This is a genomic window from Pseudomonas fuscovaginae SE-1, from assembly GCF_000364705.1.
Taxonomy (GTDB): Bacteria; Pseudomonadota; Gammaproteobacteria; order Pseudomonadales; family Pseudomonadaceae; genus Aquipseudomonas; species Aquipseudomonas fuscovaginae_A.
The window spans coordinates 15,401-31,262 of sequence record NZ_AQOH01000235.1 but is presented as its reverse complement, the minus strand read 5'-3'; the positions used below and the strand labels follow the sequence as shown (position 1 = coordinate 31,262).

Below are 15,862 nucleotides of genomic sequence, written 5' to 3'. Positions count from 1 at the left end.
GGACGGCAGCCGGCGGGTCTGGCCGATGCTGGCCCCGACCGTGCCACACCAGCGGCTGAGCATGAGCCGGGCCTTGCTGGCTTCGGCGACCTTTACCGTATTGGCGATTTCCGGTCAGTCGAAACTGGCCACCCTGAATGCCGCGCTGGCCGGCGATGACCTCGCCGCCATGCCGGTTCGTGCGTTTCTGCAACCCCCCCTGGAAATTTACTGGTGCCCATGAGCCAAGGATCAGCCGCTATGACAAAAAATGCCCCGACCGTCTCCATGGCAGACAAGGTCGCCCTGATCGATGAGCTGTGCACCCGCGCGCGGATTTTGCCGGTCATCACCATTGCCCGCGAGCAGGACGTGCTGCCGCTGGCCGATGCGCTGGCCGCTGGCGGCCTGACCGCCCTGGAAGTGACCCTGCGCTCGCAGTTCGGCCTCAAGGCCATCGAAATCCTGCGTGAGCAGCGCCCGGAACTGGTGACCGGCGCCGGTACCGTGCTCGATCGCCAGATGCTGGCGGCGGCCGAGGCGGCGGGTTCGCAGTTCATCGTGACGCCGGGCATTACCCGCGACTTGCTGGAGGCGGGTGTCGACAGCCCGATTCCCCTGTTGCCGGGCATCAGCAGCGCCTCGGGGATCATGGAGGGCTACGCGCTGGGCTATCGCCGCTTCAAGCTGTTCCCGGCGGAAGTCAGCGGTGGCGTGGCGGCGATCAAGGCCCTGGGCGGGCCGTTTGGCGAAGTGAAGTTCTGCCCCACCGGTGGCGTTGGCCCGGGCAACATCAAGAGCTACATGGCGCTGAAAAACGTCATGTGCGTGGGCGGCAGTTGGATGCTCGATCCCGAGTGGATCAAAAACGGCGACTGGGGCCGTATCCAGGAGTGCACAGCCGAGGCGTTGGCCCTGCTGGACTGATTCATCTCTACCGAATTCGTTGTGTGTTCTACGGCTTTACGGTGCGCTTGGTCGGCGCACCGTTTTTTTTTTGCCTGGAGAAAGGGTGGCAGCCTTGGGGGCTGGTGGCGCCTGGTCCATTGTCATCGCCAGCAAGCCGGCTCCCACAATAGACGGTGTCTGCCACGAGTTTGCGTCTGCCACGAGCCCCTGTGGGAGCCGGCTTGCCGGCGATAGCGATAGCTCAGACCACCAACCGCGTCGAGTTCAACCACTCAGTTCGGCCAGTGCCCTGACCAGTTGCAGCATGTCCTGTACCGAAGTGGTGAACCCCGGCGTGATCCGGACACAGGGTCCGCAAGCCGATCCGCTGCGCGTCACGGTGAACAGGTTGTATTCCCGAAGCAGTCTATCGACCATTACCTGCTGGTCTGCCTGACGGGTAAAACGCAGCGAGGTGATGGCGCCGTACAGGCGTGGATCGTCCGGTATCAGTACCTCGATGCCGGGCATCTGGCGCGCTTGGCCGACCCACAGGTCGCGCAGGTAGCGCAGGCGTGCGCCCTTGGCCGCGGCACCACCGAGTTCGCGGTGTTCGGCGAACACTGTCGGCAAGGTCATCAGCGCTGGAATGTTCGGCGTGCTGTGGGGCGTGCGCGAGCGTATGTCGGTGAGCGGAAAATGCGTCTCGCCCATGTCCGGATCGATATCGGCCAGGCGCTCGGGAGCGATGTAGGTCACGCCCAGGCTCAGCGGCGCACCGATCCATTTCTGCAGGTTGAAGCCGGCGAATGCCACGCCCAGTGCCGGCAGGTCGAAGTCGATCTGCCCAAGGGCATGGGCGCCATCGAGAATCACATCGACTCCATGCCCGGTGGCCATCTCGACGATGGCCTGCACCGGCATCACCAGCCCGGTGCGATGGGTGACGTGGGTCAGTGCCATCAGCTTCAGGCGCGGGTGGCGCACGAAGGCCTCGCGGTAGCTCGCCAGCAGGGTTTCGTAGCTGGCCGGATGCGTGTGCTCGATGCGGATCACCTGCACGCCGCGATAGCGTTCCAGCCAGTTCAGGGCACTCTTGACCGTTTCGTACTCCAGGTCGCTGTACAGCACCTGGTCGCCGGGTTGCAACCGGTTGTAGTTGCGGATCAGTGTCTGCAGGGAGGCGGTGGCGTTCTGGCTGAAGGTGATCGCCTGGTCACTGATGCCCATGAGCTCGGCCAGCTCGGCGCGAATATCGACGATTCCGACCTGGTCGAAGTGTTGCCGCACGTGCACCGAGTTGCTGCGATTGATGAAGTCGATATTGCGCTGATACGCCTCGATCACCCGGCGGCTCATGCGGCCGAAGTAGCCGTTCTCCAGATTGATCGGGCCCGGTTCGACGTCATAGCGCTGGGCCACTGCCTGCCAGAAGTGTTCGTCACGGGCGTTGTCTTGATTTCTTGGCATGCGTGCGCATTCCTTCGGGAGCGGGTTTCAGTGACGGGGTTTGGGCTTGCCGTGTTTTGCGCGCAACGGGTCGAGCAGGTCGCCGAGGCCGTTATGGTCGATCTCGTGCATCAGTGCCAGCAGGCCACCGAGTTCACCGTGAGGAAAGCCTTCGCGGGCGAACCAGTTCAGGTAGGGACCGGGCAGGTCGGCGAGGATTCTCCCCTTGTACTTGCCGAAGGGCATCTCGCGGGTGATCAGCAGTTCGAGCTTTTCAGGATTCATGCAGGCTTGCCTCAGGTGTTCAAGCAACGGGGAAAATACCGGCATTCTGCATGCAGGCCAATTGACAGATCATGCAAATAGCAGTGATACAGATCTTTCAGTTATTTGTAACTAATTGAAATTAAAGGTAAAAAATCTGTCTTCGAGGCTGGCATGCTGGCTGCAACGTACGACTCAACTTCCACCACCAGAAGGAATTGAGTCATGACCGACGTGAACAAAGAAGCCATTTCGATCCTCAACCACCTGATCGAGGTCAGCAAGGATGGCCAGGAAGGCTTCAAGACCTGTGCCGAGGATATCAAGCACCCCGAGCTGAAGGCACTGTTCGCCAAGCGCTCCAGCGAGTGTGCGGCCGCGGCGGCGGAACTGCAGGCCGAAGTGCGCAAGCTGGGCGGCGATCCGGAAACCACCACCAGCATTTCCGGTGACCTGCACCGGCGTTGGGTGGATGTGAAGGCGCTGTTCACCGGCAAGGGTGAAGAAGCGGTGCTCAATGAGGCCGAGCGCGGTGAGGACCATGCCAAGAAGGCCTATCGCGAGGCGCTGGAGAAACTGGTCAAGCACAACATGCTGGGCCTGCGTGATCTGGTCGATCGCCAGTACCAGGGTGTGCTGCGCAACCATGATCAGGTCAAGGCGCTGCGTAATATCGCTCGCGCCAGCTGATCGGCTGGTTGAACCAGGAAACGCCGGCTTGCCGGCGTTTTTTTATGGCGTCGAAGCCGCGTTCACAGGAGCTGTGTCCGTGCTGTGGAAATGTCTTCGCGGGCAAGCTCGCTCCCACAGGGTGTGTGCACGCCAGTGGGCTTGCCCGCGAAGACTCAGACGCCGCCGATGGTGATTGGTGGCGGGCTGGTCAGGGTCACGGTCTGCTGTTTGCGCGGGGCCAGGATCTCGGCCTCGCCGTCCACCACCAACTCGTCGCGCTGGTTGAACACGCGGGTGGCGATACGTACGCGGAATTTCGGCAGCTTCTCGAGGATTTCCAGACGCACGGTCAGGGTGTCGCCGATCTTCACCGGCTTCTGGAAGCTCATCTGCTGACCCAGGTAGATGGTGCCCGGTCCAGGCAGTTCGCAAGCCACCGCGGCACTGATCAGCGCACCGCTGAACATGCCGTGGGCAATGCGCTCCTTGAACATGCTGGCGGCGGCGAACTCGGCGTCCAGATGCACCGGGTTGTGGTCGCCGGACATCGCGGCGAACAGTTGGATGTCGCGTTCCTCCACGGTCTTGCTGTAGCTGGCGGTCTGGCCGACTTCGAGGGCCTCGTAGGGCGTGTTGGTCACCTGGGTCATCTGATACCTGTCCTGTGAAGAGTTGCTTAAAATCAACTAATTGATTTTAAACGATAAAATTATTCGGCATGACCCGGTCGACGATGCGCCAGGGTCTGTTCCAGCCATTGCAATACGTCGTCGGTCACTTGGTCGCGGTTGGTTTCATTGAAGAGTTCATGCCGCGCCTGCGGGTAGACGCTCAATTTCAAGTTCTGGCTACCTGCCTGACGCAATGCCTCGGCAAGATCCTTCAGGCGCTTGCCCTCGCTCACCGGATCATGCTCGCCGCCGATCACCAGCAAGGGCAGGCCGGGGTCGATCTGCGCCAGGTTGCCGGGCTTGCTGATCTGCTGCAGGCCGCCGAGCATGTCGATCCACATCTGGTTGGTGCAGCGGAAGCCGCAAAGCGGGTCGGCGACATACTTGTCGACTTCCTCCGGGTCTCGGCTGAGCCAGTCGAAGGCTGTTCGGTTGGGCTTGAAGGCCTTGTTGAAGGAACCGAACGACAGCCAGTCGATCAGTGCGCTGCGGCCGGTCGGCCCCTGGCGCCAGCGTTCGAAGCGGGCGATGGCGCGGGCGGCGCGGTAGAGCGCCACGGGCTGGAAGTTCGAGCCGCTGAGGATCGCTCCCTGCAGGCTGGCGCTGTGGTGCAGCAGGAAGGCCTGGGCGATGTAGCTGCCCATGCTGTGGCCGAGCAGGATGATCGGCTTGCCCGGATGCTCCTCGCCGATGCGCTGGTTGAGGCTGGCCAGGTCGCTGACCACGGCGCACCAGCCATCCCGGTCGGCGTAGTGGCCGAGCACGCCCTGTTCGGCGGTTTTGCCATGCCCGCGCTGGTCGGGGGCATACAGTCCATACCCGGCTGCGCACAGTGCCTCGGCCAGTCGGGCGTAACGCCCGCTGTGCTCGGCCATGCCATGGGACAGCATCACCAGTGCCACGGGCTCGCCCTGCGGCAACCAACGATTGACGTAGAGGCGGCTGCGCTCACTCACGCTCAGCCAGAAAGTGTCATGGATCATGGCGGTTCCTTTGCACGGGACGAAACGGGGCAGGTGGTGGAATACGCAGTCGCCCCATTGTACAGCGCATCCTCGTCGAGGAAGCAGGCCAAGCTGCACATTGGCAGCAAGATTCATGATGTTAATGAGTGTGTCGGGCATATTTGCCTGATTCCCCATTGCTGCTACCGTCCGCTAAGCAGCGCTTTTTCGCTTCGGCGAAGCGGCTCCGGATAGGCTCAGGCAAGAGGACAAGAACAATGCAACCTGATTTCTGGAATGACAAACGCCCGGCCGGCGTGCCCCTGGACATCGACGTGGGTGCCTTCAGGTCGGTGGTCGAGGTTTTCGAGCGTTCCTGCAAGAAATTCGCCGATCGCCCGGCCTTCAGCAGCATGGGCGTGACCCTCACCTACGCCGAACTGGAGCGCTACAGCGCAGCCTTCGCCGGTTACCTGCAAGCCAATACCGATTTGCGCCCGGGCGATCGCATCGCGGTGCAGTTGCCCAATGTCCTGCATTACCCGATCGCCGTGTTCGGTGCCATGCGCGCCGGGCTCATCGTGGTCAACACCAACCCGTTGTACACCGTGCGCGAGATGCGCCATCAGTTCAAGGATTCCGGGGCTCGCGCGCTGGTGTACCTGAACCTGTTCGGCTCGCGGGTCCAGGAAGTGCTGCCCGATACCGGCATCGAGTTCCTCATCGAGGCGAAGATGGGCGACCTGATGTCGCCGGCCAAGGGCTGGCTGACCAACCTGGTGGTCGACAAGGTCAAGAAACTGGTCCCGGCCTACCGGTTGCCCCAGGCGATCTCGTTCAAGAGCGTCTTGCACATGGGGCGCGGCCAGAGCATCCAGCCGCTGCGGGTCGGCCTCGACGATGTCGCGGTATTGCAGTACACCGGCGGCACCACGGGCCTGGCCAAGGGGGCGATGCTCACCCACGGCAACCTGGTGGCGAACATGCAGCAGGCGCGGGCCTGCATGTCCCAGACGGGACCCGATGGCCATCCGCTGCTCAAGGAAGGCCAGGAGGTGATCATTGCGCCACTGCCGCTGTACCACATCTATGCCTTCACCGCGAATTGCATGTGCATGATGGTCACCGGCAACCACAACGTGCTGATCGGCAACCCGCGGGACATCGGCGGCTTCATCAAGGAACTGAAGAAGTGGCGGTTTTCCGCGTTGCTGGGGCTCAACACGCTGTTCGTCGCGCTGATGGAACATCCGGAGTTCAGGAACCTGGATTTCTCCGCGCTCAAGCTCACCAATTCCGGTGGTACCGCGCTGGTCAAGGCCACGGCCGATCGCTGGCAGAAAGCCACCGGTTGTCGCATCACCGAGGGCTACGGGCTGACCGAAACGTCGCCGGTGGCCTGCACCAATCCTTATGGCGAGCTTGGCCGACTGGGCACCGTGGGCCTGCCGCTGCCGGGCACGGCGCTGAAGATCATCGATGACAACGGCGTCGAGCAGCCGTTGGGGCAGCCCGGCGAGTTGTGCATCAAGGGCCCGCAGGTGATGAAGGGCTACTGGCAACAGCCGCAGGCGACGGCCGAGGTACTCGATGACGAGGGTTGGTTCAAGACTGGCGACATCGCGGTGATCGACACGGATGGTTTCGTCCGCATCGTCGACCGCAAGAAGGACATGATCATCGTCTCCGGTTTCAACGTGTACCCCAATGAAATCGAGGACGTGGTGATGGCCCATCCGAAAGTCGCCAATTGCGCGGTGATCGGCGTACCGGACGAGCGCTCCGGCGAGGCGGTCAAACTGTTCGTGGTGGCGCGGGAGGCGGGGGTCAGCGTCGAGGAGCTCAAGGCCTATTGCAAGGAGAACTTCACCGGCTACAAGGTTCCCAAGCATATCGTGCTGCGGGATTCCCTGCCGATGACGCCGGTGGGCAAGATACTGCGGCGGGAGTTGCGCGATATCGCCTAGCGGGAAACAGCGGCGGTCTTGCGGGCCCATTCGCGGGCAAGCCACGCTCCTACAGTCTTCGGTCGTCCCCACGTCAGGGGCAAGGCACGAAATGGTAGGAGCGTGGCTTGCCCGCGAAGCTTTTGAGGCCTGAAAACCCCGCGCTAGAGCGAAAAAATGCTAGAATAGAATTTTTACTCTAAAATGACCGATTGGTATTCTTGAGTCATGTTTATGACTGTAGGGGCCATGTTTGGCTCTAGTCGCCCCTTGGCAAAGCTGCTACTCTCGGCGCGCTTTGTGACTTCTCGGCGTAGGTTAGGCTGTGTACGAAATGGCTTGAAACGCAGGTTAGGCAAGGCAAAAAGCGGCGAGGAACGGCCGGGGTCGCGCCCGACTTGACGGGTTGTCAATGAGCATTCCGAGCCGGTTTTTAACGCAGCATAACCAAGTTTCAAGCGATTTCGTACATAGCCTAAAGCCAGATCACCCAATAACAAACACAGACAAATAATAATCGCATCCAATGCGGTGCTGAATTCGCGTTGCTGAGGAGTGGGCTTCCATGATCGAAGACTTTTGGAAGGATAAGTACCCAGCGGGGATTGCTGCCGAAATCAATCCCGATGAGTACCCGAATGTTCAGACGGTATTGAAACAGTCTTGCCAACGATTCGCCAGCAAGCCTGCCTTCAGCAACCTCGGCAAGACGCTCACCTATGGCGAGCTGTATGAGCTGTCCGGGGCTTTTGCCGCCTACCTGCAACAGCACACGGACCTGCAGCCGGGCGACCGTATCGCCCTGCAGTTGCCGAACCTGCTGCAATACCCGATCGCCGTGTTCGGCGCCATTCGTGCCGGCCTGATCGTGGTCAACACCAACCCGCTGTACACCGCGCGGGAGATGGAACACCAGTTCAACGATTCTGGCGCCAAGGCGCTGGTCTGCCTGGCGAACATGGCGCACCTGGCCGAGGCGGTGGTGCCCAAGACCGGTGTGCGCCATGTCATTATCACCGAAGTGGCCGACATGCTGCCGCCGCTCAAGCGCCTGCTGATCAACAGCGTCGTCAAATACGTGAAGAAGATGGTGCCGGCCTATCACCTGCCCAAGGCCGTCAGGTTCAACGACGTGCTGAGCAAGGGCCTGGGCCAACCGGTCAAGGAAGCCCACCCGGCCAGTGGCGATGTCGCGGTGCTGCAGTACACCGGCGGTACCACGGGCGTCGCCAAGGGGGCGATGCTGACCCACCGCAACCTCGTTTCGAACATGTTGCAGTGCAAGGCGCTGATGGGGTCGGAGCTCAAGGAAGGCTGCGAGATCGTCATCACGCCGTTGCCGCTGTACCACATCTATGCCTTCACCTTTCACTGCATGGCGGTGATGCTGCTGGGCAACCACAACATCCTGATCACCAACCCGCGCGACCTGCCGGCAATGGTCAAGGAACTGTCGAAGTGGAAGTTCAGCGCCTTTGTCGGACTCAACACCCTGTTCGTTTCGCTGTGCAACAACGAGGCGTTCCGCAAGCTGGACTTCTCTGCGTTGAAGGTCACCCTGTCGGGCGGTATGGCGCTGCAACTGGCGGCGTCCGAGCGCTGGAAGGCCGTGACCGGCTGCTCCATCTGCGAAGGCTACGGCATGACCGAGACCAGTCCGGTGGCGTCGGTGAACCCGAGCCAGAACATCCAGCAGGGCACCATCGGCATCCCGGTGCCGTCGACCCTGTGCAAGGTGATCAACGAGGATGGCACCGAGCTGCCGTTGGGCGAGATCGGCGAACTGTGCATCAAGGGCCCGCAAGTGATGAAGGGCTACTGGCAGCGCCAGGATGCCACCGACGAGATCCTCGACAGCGAAGGCTGGCTGAAGACCGGTGATATCGCGGTCATCCAGCCGGACGGCTACATGCGGATCGTCGATCGCAAGAAGGACATGATCCTGGTGTCGGGCTTCAACGTCTACCCGAACGAACTGGAAGACGTGCTGGCAACCCTGCCGGGCGTTCTGCAATGCGCGGCCATCGGTGTACCGGACGACAAGTCGGGTGAAGTGATCAAGATCTTCATCGTCGCCAAGCCAGGCGTGACCCTGACCAAGGACCAGGTGATGGAGCACATGCGCGCCAACGTCACCGGCTACAAGGTGCCCAGGTTCGTCGAGTTCCGCGATGCCCTGCCGACCACCAACGTCGGCAAGATCCTGCGCCGCGAACTGCGTGACGAAGAGCTGAAGAAGCTCGGTCTGAAGAAGACCGCCTGACGCTTGTGCCGAAAAAGACAAAGCCCCGCATTGCGGGGCTTTTTCGTTCAGGGGCGCTCTGCAGGCGGGTTTTTCCCATTGTGGTGAGCGGGCTTGCCCGCGCTCGGCTGCCGGGCAGCCGCAAACCTGACACCGCCATTTACCCTGGCTGAATGGGGGGGCTGTTTCAGGGCCGCTTCGCGCTCCGGCGCGGGCAAGCCCGCTCGCCACACAGGTCCGCAAGCCACACAAGCCCATAGGCTACATAAACTTGCTCATCACACCAGGATCACTGCTGGAACTGCGCGAAATTCACGCCGCTACCATTCGGCCGCACGTCCTGGAGGAAGGCGTCCTTGTCCGCGCTCAGTTCCAGGCTCACGGTCGGCTTGCGCTTGCCGGCATTACGCACCTCCAGACCATCGAGCTTCTCGCGCAGGAACACCGTCGGCACCTTCAGGTGCAGCAACTGGTCGGTGCTGGGGGTGTGCAGCAGCAGGTGCACCCATTCGTACTGGCCGATCGCGAGACGCCCCAGCGGGATATCGAACCACCAGATGTTCCGGTTACGGCTCAGCTCGGTGAAGTGGCAATTGTTCGTGCCCAGTACCGCACTGCCCAGTTCCTGGTTCCTGCGGGCAATCGCCTGCTTTTTATCGAGTTTCATCACTTTCCTACCATTGTCGATCTTCAGTGCCGTGGCCTGAATCTGCCGTCTATTCTCGGGGGTTGGCCGGCAAACATAAAGGTAAACCTGTCTGCTGCGGTGAAAGAGTCGACGAAAAAAATGAAACTCCTGGCAAAAGCCTTGGGTCAACCTTGTGTGGCGACACTGATACCCCGCATTTCCCAACGGAGAAATATCATGAGCAGCACTGGCGATAAGATCAAAGGCATGGCGAACGAAGCGGTTGGTAACGTCAAGCAAGGCATCGGCAAGGCTACCGACAACGATCGGCTGCGCGCCGAAGGCAAGGCTCAGGAATTGAAGGGCGAGGCTCAGCAAGCCAAGGGCAAGGTCAAGGAGACCATCAAGAAGGGCATCGACCGGGCCTGAAGCTTTGATCGATGAGTGACCGAGCGGCCATCCCAGGATGGCCGTTCTGCTGTTTCGGCAGCCGGTGTCAAACCCGGAAATTGTTTACCACTTGCCAACTGCGCTACCGTGAGTGAGAAACCCACCCTTGAGTCGCCTGCTGACTGACTCCGTGATTGCGGCGAAAGGAGACGTTATGATTTTTCCGGACTTGCGTGGTCTGCCCCTGCACCGCGTGCTGATTCGCACGGTCCAGGAGTTCATCGACGACGAGATGTCGACCTATGCCTCGGCACTGGCCTACCAGATGCTGTTTTCGCTGTTCCCTTTCCTGCTGTTCCTGATTGCCCTGATCGGTTTCCTGCATCTGCCGGACTTTTTCAGCTGGTTGCGCATGCAATCGGAGCTGGTGCTGCCGCCCCAGGCGCTGGATCAGGTCAACCCGGTGATCGACCAGTTGCAGCAATCCAAGGGCGGCCTGCTTTCTGTCGGTATCGTCATTGCCCTGTGGACCGCCTCGGCGGGGGTGCGGTTGATGATGAGTGCGATGAACGCCGCTTACGACGTGGTCGAGGGCCGACCGATCTGGAAGCGTCTGCCGCTGTCGATCTTCTACACCGTGGGCATCGCCGGCATGTTGCTGGCCGCCGCCGCACTGATGGTCCTCGGGCCACAGGTGATGGGCTGGCTGGCCGGGCAGATCGGCATGGAAGAGTTCGTGGTGACCCTCTGGACACTCCTGCGCTGGCCGGTGATCGTGCTGCTGATGATGTTCGCCGTGGCGCTGATGTACTTCGTGATGCCGGACGTGAAGCAGAAGTTCGTGTTCATCACCCCTGGCTCGGTGCTGGCCGTGGTGGTATGGATCATCGCCTCGCTGGGCTTTGGCTACTACGTGAAAACCTTTGCCGACTACAACGCGATGTATGGCAGTATCGGCGCGATCATCGTGTTGCTGCTGTACTTCTATATCTCGGCGGCAGTATTGCTGTTGGGGGCGGAAATGAATGCGGTGATCGAGCACATGTCGGCCGAAGGCAAGAATCCCGGCGAGAAGGATTTTCATGAGCAGGCCGATCGGACGACGGTGCTCGGCCACGTACATGAGCACTCCCCCAAACCGACTACTGACGAAAGCTGATCATGATCCGTGAAATCCTGAAAATGGGCGATCCGCGCCTGTTGCGTATAGCGCCGCCGGTTCCCCCTGAAATGTTCGACAGCCCCGAGTTGTGGCAACTGATCGACGACATGTTTCAGACCATGGAGCACGTCGGCGGCGTCGGTCTGGCCGCGCCGCAGATCGGGGTCGACCTGCAACTGGTGATCTTCGGCTTCGAGCACAGCGAGCGTTACCCGGATGCCGAGGCGGTGCCGCAGACGATCCTGATCAATCCCCTGCTCACCCCGCTGGGGCCGGAAGTGGAAGAGGGCTGGGAAGGCTGCCTGTCGGTGCCGGGGCTGCGGGGGGCGGTGGAACGCTACCGGCGGATCCGCTACGAAGGCTTCACCCCCAAGGGCGAGCCGCTGGTGCGGGTCGCCGATGGATTTCATGCACGGGTGGTGCAGCACGAGTGCGATCACCTGATCGGCCGTCTGTATCCGTCGCGGATCACCGACTTCAGCAAGTTCGGCTTCACCCAGGTGCTGTTTCCCGACCTTGACCCGGCTGCCGACGACTGATCCGCGGGCCGCCACCCTGCCCGGCTTGACGAAGCGCAGGGGCAGGCGGTCCGATTCACCGGTGGCCTGGTACCTGGCCTCGTCCTGGCCATTGCCAGTCGATCAGACGTTTTTGGCAGTCGAGCCAACCAACGATTCCATGCCCAGGGCGATCAGCGGCTTGCTGCGCGAGTAGCGGGCCAGTCGGTCGACGAGGGGCTGCGGCAGTTGCGGGGCTGGGGCGAATCCCAGTTTCTCGTAGAAGCCGTACAGGTCCGGATGGCAGAACAGCCAAGTGGGGCCGGCAGCCGTGGCCAGGGCCCTGGCGATCAGTTGTCCGGCCACGCCCTGGCCTCGCTTTTGTGGGGCGACGAACAGGCCGGTCAGCCAGAAGCCGTCGGCGACCGCGGTCAGCGACAGACCCGCGATGATTCCACCCTCACGGGCGACCCACAGTTGCCCCTCGCCACTGGCGCGCATGGAAGATCCGTGGGCTCGGTAGAACTTGTCGAGCAGGGGGCGCAGTGCAGGGGGCAGGAGGCTGCAGTCGAGAGCTGGCATGAGGCTTGGGAGCGGAATCGGGATGATGATTATAAAGGTCTTTGGCTTATGCGTTGCTGATGCGGCCTTTTGTTATATAAAAATACTTTTTGAGTATTATTAATGAATAAGTCGGATTGGTAGCATCTCGCCACCGGACTACCGGACATAATCGTACAACTCTCTTTCAAGGAGCCACCATGTCCGGCGTCGCAATACCCAGCAGCCGCTTCGTCCAACGGTTTATGTACCCGCTCAGGCAGGCCAATCCTTTCAAGGCCGTGCTTGGCCGCTCGCTGCTGGCCTTGGTCCTGCTGAGCCAACTGGCCCAGGCGGCCGACCCTGCGGTCCTGCGGGTCGGCTACCAGAAGAGTTCGGTGAGCATGGTCCTGGCCCGCGAGCACCAACTGCTGGAGAAGGCCTTGCCAGGCACCCGGGTGCAGTGGGTCGAGTTTCCCGGTGGACCGCAACTGATCGAGGCGCTCAACGGCGGTAGCCTGGATGTGGGCAACATTGGCGACATCCCGCCAATCTTCGCCCAGGTCGCCGGTATCGATTTCGTCTACATCGGCATCGAGCCGACCGATGGCCAGACCGAAGGGATCGTCGTGCCCAAGGCCAGCGAGGTGCAGAGCGTGGCGGACCTTAAGGGCAAGCGCGTGGCCCTGCTCAAGGGCTCCAGCTCGCACAACCTGTTTCTCAAGAGTCTGGGCAGGGCGGGCCTGAAGCTCGGCGATGTGAACCTGGTCTACCTGTCGCCAGCGGATGCCCGGGCGGCCCTCGAGCAGGGCAAGCTTGATGCCTGGGTGATCTGGGACCCCTACTACTCCGCAGCCCTGCTCGATGGCAGCGCCCGCCTGCTCAGCGATGGGCAGGGTCTGGACTCCGGTGGTTCGCTGTACATCGCCAGTGGCCCGTTCGCCCGCCAGTACCCGCAGAGTATCGCACCCATTCTCAAGGCCATTGGCCAGGGCCAGCGGGAATCTTTCGAGCAGCCCGATGCAAGCATCGACCTGATGAGCCAGACCCTTGGCCTGGATCGGGCGGTGCTCCAGCGCTACTTCGACCATCGCTCACGGGTGCCGCTGCGAGCCATCGACCAGGCCACCGTCGATAACCAGCAGCGCACCGCCGACCTGTTCTTTGTCAATCACCTGGTACCCCAGACGATCAGGGTGCAGCAGAACGTGTTCAAGGCCGAATGAGCCCAGCCGATTCGACCGCCAGTGCGGCCGTCACGCTCGGCCGCTCGCCAATCCGCGCCATGAAGCGCAGCAGTCCTGGCCAGGGCGCCAGGTCGATGGCAAAGAACCGGTTCCAGCGCATCACCGTGAACAGGTAGATGTCCGCCACGCTGAAACCGCTCTCCAGAAGATGGTCCCGCTGTGCCAGGGTATTTTCCAGCAAGTCGAAACGCTGGAACAGCCGGGTGCGGAAGATCGCCTTGACCTCCCCGGGGATCGCTGCGTTGAACAGCGGCCCCATGGTCCCGTGGATCTCGCTGCCGAGAAAGTTCAGCCATTCCTGCAGGCGCACTCGTTGCCAACTGCCGTTGGCCGGTGCCAGCCCGGTCTCGGGCCTGAGGTCGGCGAGAAACTGCAGGATGGCCGCCCCTTCGGTCAGCACCTCGCCATTATCCAGTTGCAGCGCCGCCACATAGCCCTTGGGGTTGATTCGGCGAAAATCGTCACCGTGCTCGGTGAGCTTGCTGCGGTTGTCGATCCGCACCAGTGCGAACGGCAAGCCCAGTTCTCGCAGTACGACATGGGGCGCCAGGGAGCAGGTTTCAGGGGCGTAGTACAACTTCATGAACGACGGACTCCAGGGAAAAACACAGTGGCGACAGTCTCGTCTTCGTCAGCGGCCTGAGTAAAATCAATCCTTCAGAAACATGCCATAAGGACAGCTACTGCAATGATGAACCTGGTGCACTGGCGTCTGCTGGTGGCGGTGCTCGACCACGGCACCATCAGCCGTGCCGCCGAGCAGGTCGGCATGACCCAGTCGGCGGCCAGCCAGGCCCTGGCCGGGATGGAGCAGACGCTCGGCGTGCAACTGTTCGTCCGCGAGGCGCGCCAGGCGGTGCCGACGGCGATCGGGCAGCAGGTGCTGGAACAGGCGCGGTTGATGCTGGGGGCGTTGCAGAACATTCGCCGGCAGGTCGACAGTGCCAAGGGACTGGTCGGTGGCAGGCTCCGCCTGGCGAGTTTCCCCATGGTCCTGAGCACCTTGCTGCCGCCCTTGCTGCAGCGTTTCCGCCAGTGCCATCCGGAGATCGAAGTGATTGCGCTGGAGGTCAGCGACCATGAGGTCGAGGCCATGCTCGCGGATAACCTGGTGGATGTCGGCGTGGTCCTCAACCCGGTGCCGGGGCGCGCGGCCCGTGAGTTGGGGCGCGATCGCTGGGTCGCGGTGCTGCCCCTGGGGCATCGCCTGGCAGCCCGTGGTCCCGAGGGGCGGGTCAGCCTTGCGGAACTGGTGGCCGAACCCTTCGTGCTGGCGACCGGGGGTTGTACGGTCAATGCCCGCAGCATCGCGGCCGAGGTCGGCTTGCCGCTCGCCGATGTACGGGTCGAAGTGCGGGAGTGGAGCAGTGCCTTTGCCCTGGTGCGCGAGGGGCTTGGCGTGAGCCTGGTGCCGGAGCTGACGCTACCGAAAGAGCGTCGGGGCTTGCGGGTGCTGCAACTGGAGGTTCCGGTCGAACGCCGGTTCGCCCTGGTCGCCTGCCCAGCGGCAAGCCAGTGCGAGGCCGTGGCGGCGTTGTTCGGGATGTTGGAACGATCCGGCCCGGGTTCTTCAGGCATCGGCGCTGGCGGGTGAACGAAAGCGGGCATGCGCTCCATCGGCGCCGGGCCCGGTCATTTCAGGAGCCGGGCTTGCCCGCGAAGCCGTTGGCGGCCTCAGGGGCCCCTTCGCGGACAAGCCGGTCGCCGCGACCCGATCAGCTATTGCTGGTGAGGAACGCGCTGGCCGTCTGCTTATCGACCGGATTGGGGCTGTTCTTCTCGTTCTGGGCGTTGAACTGTTCTTTGATGCGTTCGGCGATCTTGTTGTTGATCGCCTGCTGCTGCTCGGGTGGCAACTGCTTGAAGCTTTCCTCGGTCAGTCCCTGCTCCTTGAGCAACTGGTCACGCAGGCGCTCGGCTGGCGACTTGTTCATGTAATCCTTGAATTCCTTCATCGCGTCGCTGTCGGTACTGGTGGCGGGTGGCGCGGTACGGGTGCTGGGTGGGGTGGCGCTGAGAGTCGCGGCGGCGGCCACGTCCGGGACCTTGGCCTGCAGGTGCACGCGGGTCTTGGCGAATGCGGCATTGACGTTGTCGGCAACCTTGTCGGCGGCGTTCTGGGTGGCGGCGTTCGAACTGAGGCCGGCGGCGGCCTGGGCAGTCTGTACGTAGCCGCTGGCCAGCATGTTGTTGGCGGCGGTGGTGGGGTCCAGATCCGAACGGTACGTGGGTTGGATCACCGGATTGTTACGGGCATTGACCAACATGGGATAAATACCTGAGTGTTAGAGAGACCCAGGGCACCGAGCAATTTGTATGCCGGCTGGTACAAAGCCCGGTTTT

Annotated in this window: 18 protein-coding genes; 10 read left to right on the top strand and 8 right to left on the bottom strand. The window is 62.0% G+C overall.

From position 1 onward, the window contains the following. Window positions 1–223 (top strand): 6-phosphogluconolactonase (locus K675_RS0120250; protein WP_026145377.1); only part of this gene is annotated, 223 nt, incomplete at its 5' end. A gap of 17 nt (window positions 224–240) precedes the next feature. Then, window positions 241–906 carry a bifunctional 4-hydroxy-2-oxoglutarate aldolase/2-dehydro-3-deoxy-phosphogluconate aldolase gene (locus tag K675_RS0120245; protein WP_017905303.1) on the top strand — a complete coding sequence of 222 codons (666 nt, stop codon included), beginning with the start codon at window positions 241–243 and terminating at the stop codon, window positions 904–906. Between the two features lie 246 nt (window positions 907–1,152). Here K675_RS0120245 and K675_RS0120240 read toward each other — a convergent pair whose 3' ends face one another. Both K675_RS0120240 and K675_RS0120235 read right to left on the bottom strand, forming a co-directional pair. Continuing rightward, window positions 1,153–2,337 carry an aminotransferase class V-fold PLP-dependent enzyme gene (locus K675_RS0120240; RefSeq protein WP_017905302.1) on the bottom strand — a complete coding sequence of 395 codons (1,185 nt, stop codon included), beginning with the start codon at window positions 2,335–2,337 and terminating at the stop codon, window positions 1,153–1,155. Between the two features lie 27 nt (window positions 2,338–2,364). Further along, entirely contained in the window at window positions 2,365–2,601 is a 237-nt protein-coding gene (locus K675_RS0120235; protein WP_017905301.1) for a DUF3820 family protein, read from the bottom strand. Between the two features lie 204 nt (window positions 2,602–2,805). Here K675_RS0120235 and K675_RS0120230 point away from each other — a divergent pair, with 204 nt between their 5' ends. After that, window positions 2,806–3,270 carry a PA2169 family four-helix-bundle protein gene (locus K675_RS0120230; RefSeq protein ID WP_017905300.1) on the top strand — a complete coding sequence of 155 codons (465 nt, stop codon included), beginning with the start codon at window positions 2,806–2,808 and terminating at the stop codon, window positions 3,268–3,270. Window positions 3,271–3,425: 155 nt separating this feature from the next. Here K675_RS0120230 and K675_RS0120225 read toward each other — a convergent pair whose 3' ends face one another. After that, window positions 3,426–3,902, bottom strand: coding sequence for a MaoC family dehydratase (locus tag K675_RS0120225; protein ID WP_017905299.1), 477 nt, complete (start codon window positions 3,900–3,902; stop codon window positions 3,426–3,428). Window positions 3,903–3,961: 59 nt separating this feature from the next. Then, window positions 3,962–4,906, bottom strand: coding sequence for an alpha/beta hydrolase (locus tag K675_RS0120220; protein ID WP_017905298.1), 945 nt, complete (start codon window positions 4,904–4,906; stop codon window positions 3,962–3,964). A 239-nt stretch (window positions 4,907–5,145) separates the two neighbouring features. Here K675_RS0120220 and fadD2 point away from each other — a divergent pair, with 239 nt between their 5' ends. Both fadD2 and fadD1 read left to right on the top strand, forming a co-directional pair. Next, window positions 5,146–6,834, top strand: a complete 1,689-nt coding sequence (gene fadD2 / locus K675_RS0120215) for a long-chain-fatty-acid--CoA ligase FadD2 (RefSeq protein WP_017905297.1) — start codon at window positions 5,146–5,148, stop codon at window positions 6,832–6,834. A gap of 544 nt (window positions 6,835–7,378) precedes the next feature. Continuing rightward, a complete protein-coding gene (gene fadD1 / locus K675_RS0120210; RefSeq protein WP_017905296.1) occupies window positions 7,379–9,076 on the top strand; it encodes a long-chain-fatty-acid--CoA ligase FadD1 in 1,698 nt (565 codons plus the stop codon). A 268-nt stretch (window positions 9,077–9,344) separates the two neighbouring features. Here fadD1 and K675_RS0120205 read toward each other — a convergent pair whose 3' ends face one another. Continuing rightward, window positions 9,345–9,722, bottom strand: coding sequence for a hypothetical protein (locus tag K675_RS0120205; RefSeq protein WP_017905295.1), 378 nt, complete (start codon window positions 9,720–9,722; stop codon window positions 9,345–9,347). A 198-nt stretch (window positions 9,723–9,920) separates the two neighbouring features. On the opposite strand from K675_RS0120205, the gene K675_RS0120200 reads away from it, so the two are divergent. The 3 genes from K675_RS0120200 (at window position 9,921) to def (ending at window position 11,774) form a co-directional block, all read left to right on the top strand. After that, window positions 9,921–10,112 carry a CsbD family protein gene (locus tag K675_RS0120200; protein WP_017905294.1) on the top strand — a complete coding sequence of 64 codons (192 nt, stop codon included), beginning with the start codon at window positions 9,921–9,923 and terminating at the stop codon, window positions 10,110–10,112. Window positions 10,113–10,287: 175 nt separating this feature from the next. Next, window positions 10,288–11,232 carry a YihY/virulence factor BrkB family protein gene (locus K675_RS0120195; RefSeq protein WP_017905293.1) on the top strand — a complete coding sequence of 315 codons (945 nt, stop codon included), beginning with the start codon at window positions 10,288–10,290 and terminating at the stop codon, window positions 11,230–11,232. Between the two features lie 2 nt (window positions 11,233–11,234). Further along, window positions 11,235–11,774, top strand: coding sequence for a peptide deformylase (gene def / locus K675_RS0120190; protein ID WP_017905292.1), 540 nt, complete (start codon window positions 11,235–11,237; stop codon window positions 11,772–11,774). Window positions 11,775–11,876: 102 nt separating this feature from the next. Here def and K675_RS0120185 read toward each other — a convergent pair whose 3' ends face one another. Next, window positions 11,877–12,233 carry a GNAT family N-acetyltransferase gene (locus tag K675_RS0120185; RefSeq protein WP_017905291.1) on the bottom strand — a complete coding sequence of 119 codons (357 nt, stop codon included), beginning with the start codon at window positions 12,231–12,233 and terminating at the stop codon, window positions 11,877–11,879. 305 nt (window positions 12,234–12,538) lie between these two features. On the opposite strand from K675_RS0120185, the gene K675_RS0120175 reads away from it, so the two are divergent. Continuing rightward, window positions 12,539–13,498, top strand: a complete 960-nt coding sequence (locus K675_RS0120175) for an aliphatic sulfonate ABC transporter substrate-binding protein (RefSeq protein WP_026145375.1) — start codon at window positions 12,539–12,541, stop codon at window positions 13,496–13,498. On the opposite strand, the gene gstA is transcribed toward K675_RS0120175, so the two are convergent. After that, the gene (gene gstA, locus K675_RS0120170) at window positions 13,485–14,102 is read right to left on the bottom strand and encodes a glutathione transferase GstA (RefSeq protein WP_017905289.1); all 618 of its coding nucleotides are present in this window, start codon (window positions 14,100–14,102) and stop codon (window positions 13,485–13,487) included. The two genes, K675_RS0120175 and gstA, sit on opposite strands and share 14 nt — an antisense overlap. A gap of 105 nt (window positions 14,103–14,207) precedes the next feature. On the opposite strand from gstA, the gene K675_RS0120165 reads away from it, so the two are divergent. Beyond that, the gene (locus K675_RS0120165; RefSeq protein WP_017905288.1) at window positions 14,208–15,113 is read left to right on the top strand and encodes a LysR family transcriptional regulator; all 906 of its coding nucleotides are present in this window, start codon (window positions 14,208–14,210) and stop codon (window positions 15,111–15,113) included. 121 nt (window positions 15,114–15,234) lie between these two features. Here K675_RS0120165 and K675_RS0120160 read toward each other — a convergent pair whose 3' ends face one another. Then, window positions 15,235–15,786 carry a hypothetical protein gene (locus K675_RS0120160; RefSeq protein ID WP_017905287.1) on the bottom strand — a complete coding sequence of 184 codons (552 nt, stop codon included), beginning with the start codon at window positions 15,784–15,786 and terminating at the stop codon, window positions 15,235–15,237. Window positions 15,787–15,862 lie beyond the last annotated feature (76 nt).

What these genes read in the sequence shown, in the direction of transcription:
- K675_RS0120225 (WP_017905299.1), bottom strand. Translation starts at nt 3,902, where the DNA reads ATGACCCAGGTGACCAACACGCCCTACGAGGCCCTCGAAGTCGGCCAG.
- K675_RS0120245 (WP_017905303.1), top strand. Translation starts at nt 241, where the DNA reads ATGACAAAAAATGCCCCGACCGTCTCCATGGCAGACAAGGTCGCCCTG.
- K675_RS0120160 (WP_017905287.1), bottom strand. Translation starts at nt 15,786, where the DNA reads ATGTTGGTCAATGCCCGTAACAATCCGGTGATCCAACCCACGTACCGT.
- K675_RS0120200 (WP_017905294.1), top strand. Translation starts at nt 9,921, where the DNA reads ATGAGCAGCACTGGCGATAAGATCAAAGGCATGGCGAACGAAGCGGTT.
- K675_RS0120175 (WP_026145375.1), top strand. Translation starts at nt 12,539, where the DNA reads ATGTACCCGCTCAGGCAGGCCAATCCTTTCAAGGCCGTGCTTGGCCGC.
- K675_RS0120230 (WP_017905300.1), top strand. Translation starts at nt 2,806, where the DNA reads ATGACCGACGTGAACAAAGAAGCCATTTCGATCCTCAACCACCTGATC.
- fadD1 (WP_017905296.1), top strand. Translation starts at nt 7,379, where the DNA reads ATGATCGAAGACTTTTGGAAGGATAAGTACCCAGCGGGGATTGCTGCC.
- K675_RS0120195 (WP_017905293.1), top strand. Translation starts at nt 10,288, where the DNA reads ATGATTTTTCCGGACTTGCGTGGTCTGCCCCTGCACCGCGTGCTGATT.
- K675_RS0120240 (WP_017905302.1), bottom strand. Translation starts at nt 2,337, where the DNA reads ATGCCAAGAAATCAAGACAACGCCCGTGACGAACACTTCTGGCAGGCA.
- K675_RS0120185 (WP_017905291.1), bottom strand. Translation starts at nt 12,233, where the DNA reads ATGCGCGCCAGTGGCGAGGGGCAACTGTGGGTCGCCCGTGAGGGTGGA.
- K675_RS0120235 (WP_017905301.1), bottom strand. Translation starts at nt 2,601, where the DNA reads ATGAATCCTGAAAAGCTCGAACTGCTGATCACCCGCGAGATGCCCTTC.
- gstA (WP_017905289.1), bottom strand. Translation starts at nt 14,102, where the DNA reads ATGAAGTTGTACTACGCCCCTGAAACCTGCTCCCTGGCGCCCCATGTC.
- def (WP_017905292.1), top strand. Translation starts at nt 11,235, where the DNA reads ATGATCCGTGAAATCCTGAAAATGGGCGATCCGCGCCTGTTGCGTATA.
- K675_RS0120205 (WP_017905295.1), bottom strand. Translation starts at nt 9,722, where the DNA reads ATGAAACTCGATAAAAAGCAGGCGATTGCCCGCAGGAACCAGGAACTG.
- K675_RS0120220 (WP_017905298.1), bottom strand. Translation starts at nt 4,906, where the DNA reads ATGATCCATGACACTTTCTGGCTGAGCGTGAGTGAGCGCAGCCGCCTC.
- fadD2 (WP_017905297.1), top strand. Translation starts at nt 5,146, where the DNA reads ATGCAACCTGATTTCTGGAATGACAAACGCCCGGCCGGCGTGCCCCTG.
- K675_RS0120165 (WP_017905288.1), top strand. Translation starts at nt 14,208, where the DNA reads ATGATGAACCTGGTGCACTGGCGTCTGCTGGTGGCGGTGCTCGACCAC.